The sequence below is a fragment of the Acinetobacter sp. ESBL14 genome, assembly GCF_036668815.1.
Taxonomy (GTDB): Bacteria; Pseudomonadota; Gammaproteobacteria; order Pseudomonadales; family Moraxellaceae; genus Acinetobacter; species Acinetobacter gyllenbergii.
In genome coordinates this window covers 151023-164522 of record NZ_JAZEVS010000007.1, presented here as the reverse complement: position 1 = coordinate 164522, position 13500 = coordinate 151023, and the positions used below count along the sequence as shown (strand labels likewise).

The window sequence follows — 13500 nt, the reverse complement described above, 5'->3', positions numbered from 1 at the left end:
TCGACAGCGCGCATTAACGCGCCGCGATTTGGTCTAAAATGCGTTGCGAAGCCTTCCCATCTCCAAAGGGATTTGGGACATTGGCCATACGTGTATAATGGGCTTGGTCAGATAATAATTTTTCAGCTTCAGTGACAATCTTTGCTTGATCTGTCCCAACCAATATCCCTGCACCCACTTGTACGACCTCGGGACGCTCCGTTGTCTCTCTTAAAATCAATACAGGTTTATGGAATGAAGGACTTTCCTCTTGTAGTCCACCTGAATCAGTTAATATAAAAGTCGCCCGATCAATAACAGCAAGTAAGCTTGGATAATCAAGTGGCTTCACCAAATGTACTTGTGTATGTCCATCAAATTGAGCATGAACAAGGTCATGCACAGCAGGGTTTAAATGTACAGGCCAAACAAAATGCACATCCTTATATTTCTGAGCTAAATGCTGAACGGCATGGCAGATGTTCTGAATGCCCTCACCAAAATTTTCACGGCGATGAGCCGTAATTAAGACCACTCGTGCATCGGGAGGAAAATTCAAATTATGTTGCTGTAAATAATTTTGTTCAGCTCCTTTACGCTGAATCAGTTCCCGACCTAAATAGACAGCATCAACTACTGTATTACCTGTGACCGTAATTGTATTGGCAGCAATATGCTCCTGCAGTAAATTTTGCTTAGACTGTTCTGTGGGTGCGAAATGCCATTGAGTAACTCGTGAAACCAGTTGTCGATTGCCCTCTTCGGGAAATGGGTGCGCTAAGTCATAAGAGCGTAGGCCCGCCTCGACATGTGCAACTGGAATTTTCATAGAAAATGCAACCAATCCTGCCGCTAAAACAGTTGTGGTATCCCCTTGGATGATGATTGCATTACGCTGTTGTCCATCATTAAAAATACCTTCTAACTGACTTAGCCCCTGTATTAATAATTGATTTAGGCTTTGGCCTGCATTCATCATTTTCAAACGATGATCGATTTTTATTTGGAAAAAATCGATCGCATCACGAACCAACTCATCATGCTGACCAGTAAAAATAACTTCGACCTGAAAACGAGGATCTTGTTGGGCCTGCAAAATAACAGGTGCTAATTTAATCAGTTCAGGTCGTGTTCCAAACACAATTGATATTCGTTTTTTCATTGTTAGAAATCCTTATAAAAAACCAGTTCAGTGCGGGTGTTGTTATAATTTTCAGTACCATCAGCGAGCGCATCTTTGAAATAGTGTCCATACAAACGCTCAACGCGGAGTTTCACAGGCATATAATTAAACGGTTGCCATGCAACACCAGCACCATATTCAAATAAATTATTGTAATTTTCACCTTTAGAATCAGCTAAGGTATGTAGTTTTCCATAGGCTTGCACCGTACCCGCCTCACCCCGGTACAGATTAAAACCTGAACGCAGTCGCAAATCAGCAATCACGTTATAGTCCTCCCGAGAGTAACTCGCCACATTGCCATACAGATCCGTGAAATAATCATTCCATACTGTGCGTTGTTCTATCGCTGGATTGGCATACCACTCTTGATAACCGGTTACCCCACCCACCACACTTTCTCTGAACTTATCTCGATTGCGATCGATCAGATCATAACTGCCCCCCACTTCTAAATAGGCCCGAACAGGAATCGATTGCCATGGTTGATAGTTTGCCCCCACGCCAATGGTTACTGCATTTTCATCAATAATTTCTGGACGCACGCCACCTTTAGATTTGGTATCACGGTTCAAATTCACAAAGCCATAGACTTGTGCTCGACCACCCTCCAAATTTTTCCCATAGCGCATTTTTAGAGGAAAAATGAAATCGTCATAACGTGACTCATAAGACGGGGCAAAATACACATCTTTAAACGTCGCGGGAACAGATGAACCACTTAAATTCTGTACGGCTTGCTGTGCTTTCGTAGCAATTTCAGTATCTGAGGAGGTCGATAATCCTTTAAAAATGACTAAGGCTTCTTTGTTCCTTTTTTGCTGATTCAGTAAATACCCTTCTTGTAATTTCAATTGATCATCTTCAGGTGCAAGCTGCTCAGCTTTGCGCACACTCTGAATGGCCTCATCGTGTTTATTTAAACGAATCTGCAAATAGGTCAAACTTTTCCAGACTTTGATATCTAGTGGTGTGAGTTGTCCTAATTCAAGCAAAATTTTCTCAGCGTCTCGTGGCTGGCTTTGTTCAATTTTATAAAATTTATCCCAACGATCGTAAATGGGGTTGCCGGGTTTATAAGCAGCATCCCCTTCCTTTACAAAATCAGCTTCAGCGCTGAATATCTGTTGTGCAGGTAGAATTAGGCCCAAGAATAGTAGTGTATGACTCAGCAGCTTATTTTTGGAATTGTTCATCGCAAATCTCAACTAAATATACTCAGAATATAGACAATAAAAACTCAATGTAATCTAAAGTTAAAGTGTTAAATTATTCACATATTATAACCAAGTCATGGTTATGCTATCGTTAAAATACGTTATTTTATAATAGATTAAGTTTATGAATCAGCAATAGAATTTTACAAACATTCGCTACATTCACCTTTATAAATAATTAAATTCACTCGATCAAAAAGAGCAAGATTATGTCCTACTCCCAACATGCAGAACCGCACGTAATCCAACGTTCAGGCTGGCTAAGAGCCGCTGTTTTAGGTGCCAATGATGGCATTATTTCCGTCACCAGTTTAATTATGGGTATGGCTGCCAGCGGTGCCAGTTCACATACCTTATTGATTACCTGTATTGCAGGTCTCATCTCAGGTGCGACCTCAATGGCGGCGGGTGAATACATCTCGGTTAAATCACAGGAAGATATCGAAAAATCTGATCTGCGCTTTGAAGCCAAAGAACTGGAAAAAAATCCACATGCCGAACTAAAAGAACTGACGCAAATTTACATTTCACGTGGCCTAAATCCAGCACTTGCCGAAGAAGTTGCCAAACAACTGACTGAACACGATGCCCTCGGTGCGCATGCACGAGATGAAATCGGGATCCATGAAAATACTGCTGCCAATCCTGTTCAAGCGGCACTTTCATCCGCAGCATCATTTTCATGCGGTGCAGCCTTACCGATGTTGGCGATTTTACTGAGCCCTAGTTCATGGGTCGCAGGTTCTGTACTGATCACAGGGGTGATTTCTCTGGCTTTATTAGGTGCCTTATCCAGCTATTTTGCCCGTACCTCCATGCTCAAAGGCAGTTTACGCATTACTTTATGGGGCATGCTCGCTATGGCCTTTTCCAGTTGGGTCGGTTCTCTGTTTAATGTCACACCGCTTTAACATTCCTTTTAGATTTGAAAATACTGTCTATATTCAATAATTAAATAGCGATTATTATTTGCAAGCCTTTTTGTTTTTACGTTATGGTGATTGAAAAGGGAATGAGTATAGCAGCATGTCAATTTTAGAATTAGTAGAAATAAAACACCCGATTTTACTTGCGCCGATGGCAGGTGTTTCCACGCCTGAACTTGCAGCTGAGGTCTCTAACCAAGGCGGTTTGGGCTCTTTAGGACTTGGAGCCAATACCCCTGAAGCCGCCAAAGCACAAATCTTAAAAACTCAAGAACTCACAGATCATCCATTTCAAGTGAACTTCTTTTGCCATCAATCCGAGTCATTGAATCAGGAAACAGCGCAACAATGGATTGACTACATTCGTCCACAATTTGAAAAATTTGCTGCACAAGCACCGACTCAACTCAATTGTATTTATCCCAGTTTTTTAGATAATGATGACTTTCTCAATGTGGTACTGGAAACCCATCCCAAAGCCGTGAGTTTTCATTTTGGTATCCCCCATCCACATCAAATCCAAGCCTTGAAACAAGCTGGGATCATAACCATGGTATCTGCCACCAATTTAATTGAGGCGCAAGCGATTGAAGCTGCGGGCATTGATATCATTATTGCACAAGGGATTGAGGCAGGAGGGCATCGAGGTATTTTCAATCAACAATTTGATGCAGCCATCAAGACCGCTGATTTAGTACAACTGCTCGTAAAACATTGCAACACGCCTGTGGTTGCAGCGGGTGGAATTATGAATGGCGAACAAGCCAGAGCCATGCTAAAACTCGGTGCTGTGGCGGTACAATTGGGTACAGCCTTTGTTCAATGCAAAAGTTCCAGTGCCAATGCGGCCTATCGCAAAGCTTTGTTTAGCCAACCAATTACTCAAATCAGTGCAAGTCTGTCTGGTCGTCCAGCACGTGGTTTACTCGGGACTTGGCATACCCAGATTGACAGCCCTCAACGCCCGAAAGTACCAGCCTACCCTTATACCTATGACCTTGCCAAACAACTCATGAGCATTGCTGGCGGACAGCATGATTTTAGCTATGGTGCCTTTTGGGCAGGGAGTAATGTAGCGCAAATCCGAGAATTAGAAGCCGCAGATCTCGTCAATCAACTGGTCTTAGAAATGAAATCCAACTAAACCCTGCCATAAAAAACCGACCTTTAGTAGGTCGGTTTTTTATGATCTTACTTGATCGCTTCTAATAAGGTATGTTGTGCATTATGTGGCTCTTCACCTTCCACAGGTCGTGCACGATCCCAAACTCCATCGCCTTGTAATAGCCATGCTTGCTGATTATCTTTGAGATAATTCAATAAACCGAGTTGGTAGATCCGCTTTTTCAATGCTGGATCTTCAATTGGAAAACAAGCTTCAACACGGTTGAATAAATTACGATCCATCCAGTCCGCACTCGAACCGTAAATGCGTGGATTGCCATTATTACTGAAATAGTAAACGCGAGTATGTTCCAAGAACCGTCCAACAATCGAACGTACACGAATATTTTCAGATAAATTTGGCAAACCTGGGCGTAGGCAACAAATAGAACGAATAATCAGGTCGACCTGAACACCAGCTTGCGATGCTTCATACAATTTATTAATCAACTGAACTTCAGTTAAGGCATTAACTTTAATAATAATTTGCGCAGGTCGGCCTTCTTTGGCATTGGCAATTTCGTCATCAATATAATTGATCAATTGTGCATGCAAAGTGAAAGGTGCATGGAGTAGCTTTTTCGGCTTCGCCATTTTCCCCATACCAGTTAATTCTTGAAAAATACGATGTACGTCTTCGCACAGGTCTTTGTCTGTGGTCATCAAACCATAGTCGGTATAGATCCGTGCATTCGTAGCATGATAGTTACCCGTCCCCAAATGTACATAGCGGACTAACTTATTATTTTCACGACGCACAACTAAAATCATTTTGGCGTGGGTTTTATAACCCACAATACCGTATACGACCACGGCGCCCGCTTCTTGCAAAACGTTGGCCACTTCAATATTGGATTCTTCATCAAAACGAGCACGTAGTTCAATGACGGCTGTCACTTCTTTCCCATTTCGTGCTGCTTCGGCAAGGACTTGCACAATTTCTGAATCTGCACCACTGCGGTAAAGCGTTTGCTTAATTGCTAACACTTGTGGATCACGTGCCGCTTCACGTAACAGTTGAATCACAGGCGCAAACGACTCAAATGGATGGTGCAATAAAATGTCCTGCTTTTGCATTGCCGCAAAAATACTTTCCGACTTTTTAAATGCTTTTGGAATCACAGGGGTATGCGAGTCATAACGTAAATGTGGACGCTTAAAGTTCGATAACAAACGTGCCAAGTTCACTGGCCCATCAACGCGATAAAGTTGCTCTTCGTTTAAATCAAACTCATCCAGCAAGTATTCGTAAATATGCTTTGGACAGTTATGTGTCACTTCCAAACGTACAGCACGACCAAAACGGCGTGAACTTAATTCACCTTTGAGCGCTTTGGCCAAATCTTCGACATCTTCATTCAAGGCTAAGTCAGCATTACGCGTGACACGGAACTGATAACAACCTGTTGCAGTCATACCTGGGAACAAATCAGAGACATGTTCATGAATAATTGCAGACAGCATCACATGATGTTCTTTGCCATCAGTGAGTTCATCTGGTAAACGTACTACACGAGGTAATGAGCGCGGCGCTGGGACAACAGCAAGATCAATCTGACGACCAAACGCATCCTTGCCTTCCAAGGTCACAATAAAGTTTAAGCTTTTATTCACTAAGCGTGGGAATGGATGTGCAGGATCGAGGCTAATCGGAGTCAGTACAGGTGCAACTTGTTCTTGGAAATATTTCTTGATCCATGCCGATTGGGCCGGTGTTAGTTCTCCACGGCGTAAAAAGCAAATATCTTCTTCACGTAATTTTGGCAAAATTTGTTCATTTAAAATACGATATTGGCGTTCAATCGCAGCATGTGTCGTTTTTGAAATTTGATCTAAAACCTGTTTAGGTGTTAGCCCATCTGGCGTACGGCTTTCATTGCCTAAGGTCAGTTGCTCCATTACCCCTGCAACACGAATTTCAAAGAACTCATCTAAGTTACGTGAAAAAATCAGAAGGAAATTCATCCGTTCTAACAGTGGGTGAAGTGGATCGACGGCCTGTTCAAGTACACGAAGATGGAAATCGAGAATCGAAAGTTCACGATTAATATAACGGTCGTTGTAACTATATTCTATGGGCGCTGTTGTCGTCACTGCAGTATTCATACCGAACCTTGTCGCATTATCATTCATCAAGTGATGATTTAAGTATGCTGCAAAATTATGTCAATTTGGTAAAAAAGCCCAAAAATATTGGGCTTTTTTAAAATTTATTTAATTATTCTGGAATTTGTATCGCATTCATATATTTCAAAATCACTCGTTTGCGAAATTGCAGCTTGCGATCGTTGCGATTGTCTTGATAATACTTCGGATTAGGCAGTAATGCCGCCAAGAACGCGGCTTGTTCTCGACTTAAACTTTTTGAACTTTTGCCATAATAAAATTGTGCCGCTGCCTCGACCCCATAGATATTCTGACCAAATTCAACCGAATTCATATACACTTCTAAAATGCGGCGTTTTGACCACATTCGTTCCATCATCCATGTGGCAATGGCTTCTTGCCCCTTACGAATAAACGAACGTTTGTTATAAAGAAAAAGGTTTTTTGCCAGTTGTTGCGAAACCGTTGAACCGCCTGCAACCAACTCCCCTTTTTCACTATTGCGTTCCAATGCAAATTGAATCCCCGCCCAATCAAAACCATGATGATGGATAAACTTGGCATCTTCACCCGCTAAAATGGCACGCTTGAAATTATCACTAATATTGTCATAGTCACGCCATTCTTGTTTGATTGGCTTAAAATCGGTTAAATAGTCTGCCCGCATAAACATTGTAGTTTCAACAGGATGGGTACGCCACCAGACCAGACTACCAAAGATCCATAATTGAATCAGTAGAATGACGCCGATAATCAACATTACTGCGCGTGCTAAAAAGGCTTTCATTAAAGTGCATCACTCCATCGTGCAACTAATTCATGCTAAGCTATTTTTTATATCAATAACTAGCGTAAACACATGACTGAAACGACTCCACCACAAATTAATCAAAAATTGCAAATACAAACATGGTGGTTTACTGCGCTATTGATTGCAGTCAATGTCGGATTATTTGGCTGGCAGATTCTTTCAGGGGTGAATATTACCGACCCTACCCCTGTAGATGCAATTGCTTGGGGTGCAGATTTTACCCCACTCACCTTTACAGCTGAACCTGAGCGCTTATTCAGCAACATGTTTTTTCATTTTGGCATGATTCATTTAATGTTAAATATGTGGGCTCTGTATATTTTCGGCAGTGTGGCCGAACAGCTATTTGGTCGAAGCTACTATATTGGTCTGTATTTTCTAGCCGGTTTAATGGGCAGTGTATTATCAAGCTATTTAAGCATTCGTGATGGCTATGAATTGTTGCAACACTTTGATCCAAACCTCCTGCCACGGATTAGTGCCGGTGCATCAGGTGCTGTCATGGGTCTTGGTGCAGCACTGACGGTCGTATCCTTATTTCCGCCCTTGCCACAGCAACGTTTCTGGCTTGATAAGAAATCATTACTGATAATCATGGGGATTAACTTAGTCTTTGGTTTTACTGTTTCAGGCATTAATAATGCTGCACATATTGGCGGTATGATCATGGGAGCTTTGTTAGCCTCGATGTGGTATTTCAGTCAAAAAGTACAAAATAAAGGCCTATTCCAAATGATCGCCATAGGGGTTGGACTGCTCCTACTTGCTGCATTTTATTGGTATTGCACGGTGTTAAGCACAGGACTTAATCCTTTATGGCATGAAATCCTGCACCAAAACCAATTAAGTTTTTAAGACTGATTCATTTCTCTTAGGCTTTGTAAGGGTGGAATATCGCATAAATAACTCAGGCGATAACGACCAATCAAAGTACAAATAATCATCATACTCAGCGGTAAGATCAACCAAATCTCAGGATGCCATTGCACGGCCATTTGCATCCTGTGACTGGCAATCGCACTAATCACTTCAGCAAATAAACACGCCACCACACCTGACAATAATCCAATAAAACCAATCTCAAGACTGAGCATCCGTTTGAGCTTATTCTTAGCAACGCCAAATGAACGTAGCAACGCAACTTCTTTACGACGCTCATCCATCAGCACATTTAAACATGCGATCAGTACTAATATGCCTGAGAAACCAACTAAGGCAGCCAGTACTGTGACAATCTGTACCAGTACATTCACCAAGCGTTTAATTTCATCCAGAATCCGTCCGACATCAATAAATACCGTATTGGAAAATTGCTGAATCAATTGCACCATTTTCTGCTGATCAGCAGGTGGCAAATAAAAGCTACCTAAATAACTGCCTGCGTTTTCATCCATCGTTTCTGGTGAGAAGATGAAGAAAAAATTCGGACTAAAGCTTTCCCATTCGACGCTACGCAAATTCACCACTGTGGCTTCTAAGCTACCTTCAGGCAGGCTAAAACTGAGTTGATCACCAATTTGAATGCCAAGCTCATGTGCAGTTTTTTCCTCAACCGACACTTGTCCTGCTTTGCTAAAATGAGCTACGCCTTGGGTAATCACATTGTCTTTAGGATAAAGACTGGCTTGAGTCAGATTAAGCTCACGGCGTAATGAATTGTTTTGCTTAACCAACTCAGCTGCAAAGGCATGACCGTTTTTAGCAACCAATCGCCCACGAATATTGGGATACAGTGGCGTTGATTGCCAACCATTTTGCTCAATCTGTTGCTTAAACTGCGGCATATCAAATGGCGGTAAACCGTAGACAAATTGGTTCGGCGTACCCACAGGCAATTGCTGTTGCCAGCGTTGCAATAGATCCGTTCTCAATACACTCAATACCGTAATCAAGCTCAGGCCTAAAGCCAGTGCGGTGATCTGCAAAGCAGTTTGATGTGGAATCCGCACATAAGCCGCGAGAGGATGTTTCAGTTGTTTAATCGCCTTGAGGAACAGCCAAATCACAGCATACATCATTGTGCAAAGTAGTAAGATTGCACTGAGTACCAACAAGCTCAACTGGAGGTTATCACTCAGCACCAAACTAAACAAAACCAAGCTGACAATACCAATCGCAAACATTGCCACATAAGACTTGCGTGAACGCTCCTGTTGGCGAATCACCCGAATCGGAGGTGTGTTTAATAATTCCCAAATGCTTGGCAAAATAAAACCAATCAACACCATCACACTGGTAAAAATCGCAATCGGCAAGGCATAAAGTAGATCGATGACTGCGAAACTCAATTGCAGTTGTGGAATCAATTGCAGCATCAGTTGCAATAAACCATAACCCAAAGCAATCCCAATCAGACTTCCTAACACAATCGACAAAGCACTGACGATTCCAAGCAAGGCAATATAGGCCAATAAAATTTGTCGCTTACTGGCACCCAAGCATCGCATCAAAGCAATATGATCTTGGTTTTGTTGGACATAACGTTGACTGGTTAAGGCAATCGCAATACCGCAAAGTAAAATGGTCAATAGATTAGCCAGCTGCAAGAAGGTATCCAGATTTTCAATTGGTTTCATTAAGCGGGTATTGGATTGACTGGCATCTCTGAGTTTCAGTGAACTTTGCTCGCCTTCAAATTGTTGATCTGCCTGCTGTTCGGTGTCTTGTTCATTTTTTTGAGATTGTTTAAAAATCTTTTTATAGGCCTTGATTGACTCAGGTTCTCCTGCAAGCAGCAGTCGATATTCAATTCGACTTCCAACTTGAATTGCATTGGTCTTGGCAATATCAGCTTGGTGAATAATCACTGTCGGAGAGAAACCTGAAAAACCTGTCTCTTGATTAGAATCACGCTCGATTATGCCCGTGACTTTAAACTGAGCATCGGCAATTGCCAGTGGTTCACCCAGCTTGGCATGTAATAAATCCATGGCACGCTGACTTAACCAGACTTCTCCTGCTTTTATCGCCTGTGCTTTGGGTTGAATCACCAACTGACCACGCAATGGGAAATGTCCATCTACAGCTTTGACATTGACCATCACAAACTGATCTTGGGTATGTGCCATCGAGCTAAATACCGTCACAGGAGCATGCTTTAACTTCAGTTCATCTGCCTGTTGCAGCCAATTCGGCTGAATAGGGTCCTTGTCTGATAGGACTAAATCACCACCCAACATTTCGGCAGCCTGTAATGCCACCGCATTTTGGACTTGAGTATTACTAAACTTGAGCGCCGTGGTTGCACTGATTGCCAAAGACAAGGCTATAATCAGTAGATATAAGCCCCCAGTACGAAAACTTTGTAACAGTAAGGGTTTCAGGACTGAACTCATACCCCCTCCTGCAACTTGACGATTTCCTGAATTTGACCATCGGCGAGTTTGACGTGGCGTTGGCACAATGAAGCCAAGTTTTGATCATGGGTGACCAAGACTAATGTGGTGCCGAGTTCTTTATTTAAATCAAATAATAGTTGTTCAACCTCTTCCGCAGTTTGCCCATCCAGATTGCCTGTGGGTTCATCGGCAAAAATGATTTTCGGCTCGGCAATCAAAGCTCGTGCAATTGCAACACGTTGCTGCTCTCCACCTGAAAGCACTTTCGGCGTTTGCTGTGCTTGTCGAATCAGTCCAACCCGTTCCAACCATACCAATGCTTTTTGTTCAGCTTGTTTGAAATTAAAATCTGGCTGTAGCCGCAACGGCAACATCACATTTTCCAAGGCACTTAACTGCGGCAACAATTGGAAAGATTGAAAGACAAAACCAATATTTTCTAAACGGACACGGGCACGTTGTTCTTCAGTAAGCTTATGAACGGCTTCTCCACAGACCCATAATTCCCCCAGACTTGGTCGATCCAATGTCGCAAGAATACCTAATAGTGTTGATTTCCCCGAGCCCGAACGGCCAGTAATGGCAATCTGTTCACCTTGATAGATATCTAAATCTATGTCTTTTAAAATGCTCAGACTTTGCTGATTGATTTGAATGTTTTGTGTAACTTTTTGGGCAGAGATAATCGGTTGTGGCATGATGTCACGTATCCTTTAGGACAAATTTGAAATACGATGCAAAAATCTAAAGTTATCTGGTCACTATCAAAAGCAGTTGGAATCATCGCCATTGGCTTGATCCCAACACTGGTATCAGCAAAGACTATTTTAATTTTGGGTGATAGCCTGAGCGCAGGTTATGGCATCGATGTAAAGCAAGGTTGGGTGCAATTATTACAACAACGCCTAGACCAACAGTATCCGAAACAACACAAAGTGGTCAATGCAAGTGTCAGCGGTGAAACCACCAGCGGTGCATTGGCAAGACTTCCGAAGTTATTGCAAACCTATAAGCCTGAAATCGTGGTGATTGAGCTTGGTGGCAATGATGGCTTACGTGGTCAACCACCACAAATGATTCAAAAGAATCTCGCTCAATTGGTACAACTGAGCCAAAAACAGAACGCCAATGTTTTACTGTTTGGTATGAAAATACCACCGAATTATGGGACCGCCTATAGCACAGCTTTTGAAAATAATTACAAAATTGTAAGTCAGCAATATAAAGTAAAACTCTTGCCGTTCTTCCTTGAAGGCGTGGCTGGGCATAAAAACTTAATTCAGAATGACCAGATTCATCCCAATGCCAAAGCGCAACCGATTATGCTGAATGTGGCTTATCCCTATATCAAAGGCGCCTTATAGGCACCAGTTGAGTCGCTAAAGCCGCTTAGCCGATATTTTTCTTAAAATACACCACACGTTCAGTTTCATAAAAACCGAGTGCTCGATGCATGGCGTGGCTGATCTGATTATCCAACGCTGTATCCGAAGCAAACTCTGTACATGCAAACTGTTTCGCCCAAATTTCTACTTGTTGAACCAACCCCGTTGCGATACCTGAACGGCGATATTCAGGCAATACATAAATCCCTTCCAAAAAAGCCACAGGCGATGTTTGTGTGCCATTCACATATTCATACCGAATTGAAGCTTCCAACATGGCAATTGCTTGTTGGGTGTCGGTATAAGCCAATAATTGTAAGCAATGTGCCTGTGTGATCAGTTGACGCATTTCCTGTAAATGCGCTTCTTCATGATCAGGCCAGAGCAAACTTCTTAATGCCAGCCAATCTGATAATTGTGATTCAGATATCGGCATAATATTCATAGTGGAACTACGCTTTGATTGAAACACCTAAATTTTATCAATAAAGAATATAAAGTATGAATGATAAAATAATGGCGAGTCTCTCAACTCGCCATCTGCTTTAAAAATCGAAGAAACTGACTTCACCTGTTTCCAGTGAATATTCTGCTCCGACTACAATCATTTTGCCTTTCTCGATCAAACTTTCCAACACTGCCGAACCATGACGTAATTGATTCACTGAAGCAAATACATTGGAACGAACCGCATGAGCTGACAGTTTTTTCAAATCATTTTTTAAATCTGTTTGCATCAAGATTTCAACCGAAGGACGTACCCGATTAACAATCGACATCAAATTTGACGATGGCGGTTGCTGCGGGTTCATCAAGGTATCAATCGTCGCTTGAATCGCACCACAGTGACTATGCCCTAGCACCACTACGACAGCACAATCATAACGTTCTGCTGCAAACTCAACACTCCCCACCTGTGATGGCGCAACGATATTGCCGGCTACACGAATCACGAACAAGTCACCTAAACCTTGGTCAAACACCATTTCCGCAGGGACTCGGGAATCAGAACAACCTAAAACAATTGCAAAAGGATTTTGTTCACTTGCCATTTCGGCACGTTCTTGGTGAGACAATAATTTTTGTTGAACTGCCTCTCCCTTTACAAAACGAGCATTACCAGCTTTTAAACGTTCTAGGGCTTCTTGAGCAGTGAGCATGCTTAAATCCATCTATGGTTGACATGAGCAAATAGTGTAATGTGCGCCTGTTTGAAAGTCACTGACAAAAATAAAAACTCTCAGTATGTCTGCTAATGTTTTAATCAGGAAAATAATGGAAAATTGATGATTTCATTGGCAAGAATTTCCATACAGCTGTAGATTATGCAAATGACTCCTTTAGCACTTTCCCCAATAATCAATGGGCGTAAAAATAGATCAAGGACAGAA

12 protein-coding genes are annotated in these 13500 nt (G+C 42.1%); 4 read left to right on the top strand and 8 right to left on the bottom strand.

Annotated features, from left to right (window positions below):
* Positions 1-13: 13 nt before the first annotated feature.
* Entirely contained in the window at positions 14-1141 is a 1128-nt protein-coding gene (gene wecB, locus V6E90_RS18895) for a non-hydrolyzing UDP-N-acetylglucosamine 2-epimerase (RefSeq protein ID WP_332606181.1), read from the bottom strand.
* A gap of 2 nt (positions 1142-1143) precedes the next feature.
* Positions 1144-2358, bottom strand: a complete 1215-nt coding sequence (locus V6E90_RS18890; RefSeq protein ID WP_016541254.1) for a tetratricopeptide repeat protein — start codon at positions 2356-2358, stop codon at positions 1144-1146.
* A gap of 230 nt (positions 2359-2588) precedes the next feature.
* On the opposite strand from V6E90_RS18890, the gene V6E90_RS18885 reads away from it, so the two are divergent.
* Together V6E90_RS18885 and V6E90_RS18880 are read left to right on the top strand one after the other, a co-directional pair.
* Complete coding sequence (locus tag V6E90_RS18885; protein ID WP_016541253.1) at positions 2589-3290, top strand: VIT1/CCC1 transporter family protein; 702 nt, start codon at positions 2589-2591, stop codon at positions 3288-3290.
* A gap of 115 nt (positions 3291-3405) precedes the next feature.
* Positions 3406-4449 carry an NAD(P)H-dependent flavin oxidoreductase gene (locus V6E90_RS18880; protein WP_332606180.1) on the top strand — a complete coding sequence of 348 codons (1044 nt, stop codon included), beginning with the start codon at positions 3406-3408 and terminating at the stop codon, positions 4447-4449.
* A 47-nt stretch (positions 4450-4496) separates the two neighbouring features.
* Here the strand turns inward: V6E90_RS18880 and ppk1 are convergent, their stop codons facing one another.
* Positions 4497-6575 carry a polyphosphate kinase 1 gene (ppk1, locus tag V6E90_RS18875; RefSeq protein WP_016541251.1) on the bottom strand — a complete coding sequence of 693 codons (2079 nt, stop codon included), beginning with the start codon at positions 6573-6575 and terminating at the stop codon, positions 4497-4499.
* 112 nt (positions 6576-6687) lie between these two features.
* Positions 6688-7362, bottom strand: a complete 675-nt coding sequence (gene mtgA / locus V6E90_RS18870; protein ID WP_016541250.1) for a monofunctional biosynthetic peptidoglycan transglycosylase — start codon at positions 7360-7362, stop codon at positions 6688-6690.
* Between the two features lie 72 nt (positions 7363-7434).
* Between mtgA and V6E90_RS18865 the strand changes: the two genes are divergently transcribed.
* Positions 7435-8241 (top strand): rhomboid family intramembrane serine protease, encoded by an 807-nt coding sequence (locus V6E90_RS18865; RefSeq protein ID WP_065343404.1) that lies wholly within the window; start codon positions 7435-7437, stop codon positions 8239-8241.
* Here V6E90_RS18865 and V6E90_RS18860 read toward each other — a convergent pair.
* Entirely contained in the window at positions 8238-10721 is a 2484-nt protein-coding gene (locus tag V6E90_RS18860; protein ID WP_332606179.1) for an ABC transporter permease, read from the bottom strand. The genes V6E90_RS18865 and V6E90_RS18860 overlap by 4 nt on opposite strands.
* Positions 10718-11422 (bottom strand): ABC transporter ATP-binding protein, encoded by a 705-nt coding sequence (locus V6E90_RS18855; RefSeq protein ID WP_065343406.1) that lies wholly within the window; start codon positions 11420-11422, stop codon positions 10718-10720. Before V6E90_RS18855 ends, V6E90_RS18860 begins: the two co-directional genes overlap by 4 nt.
* A 36-nt stretch (positions 11423-11458) precedes the next feature.
* Here V6E90_RS18855 and V6E90_RS18850 point away from each other — a divergent pair, with 36 nt between their 5' ends.
* Positions 11459-12088, top strand: a complete 630-nt coding sequence (locus tag V6E90_RS18850; protein WP_332606178.1) for an arylesterase — start codon at positions 11459-11461, stop codon at positions 12086-12088.
* 25 nt (positions 12089-12113) lie between these two features.
* Here the strand turns inward: V6E90_RS18850 and aac(6')-I are convergent, their stop codons facing one another.
* The gene (gene aac(6')-I, locus V6E90_RS18845) at positions 12114-12554 is read right to left on the bottom strand and encodes an AAC(6')-Ighjkrstuvwx family aminoglycoside N-acetyltransferase (RefSeq protein WP_332606177.1); all 441 of its coding nucleotides are present in this window, start codon (positions 12552-12554) and stop codon (positions 12114-12116) included.
* Positions 12555-12654: 100 nt separating this feature from the next.
* Positions 12655-13269: a carbonic anhydrase gene (locus V6E90_RS18840; RefSeq protein ID WP_004652048.1), complete on the bottom strand. Its 615-nt coding sequence runs from the start codon at positions 13267-13269 to the stop codon at positions 12655-12657.
* Positions 13270-13500 lie beyond the last annotated feature (231 nt).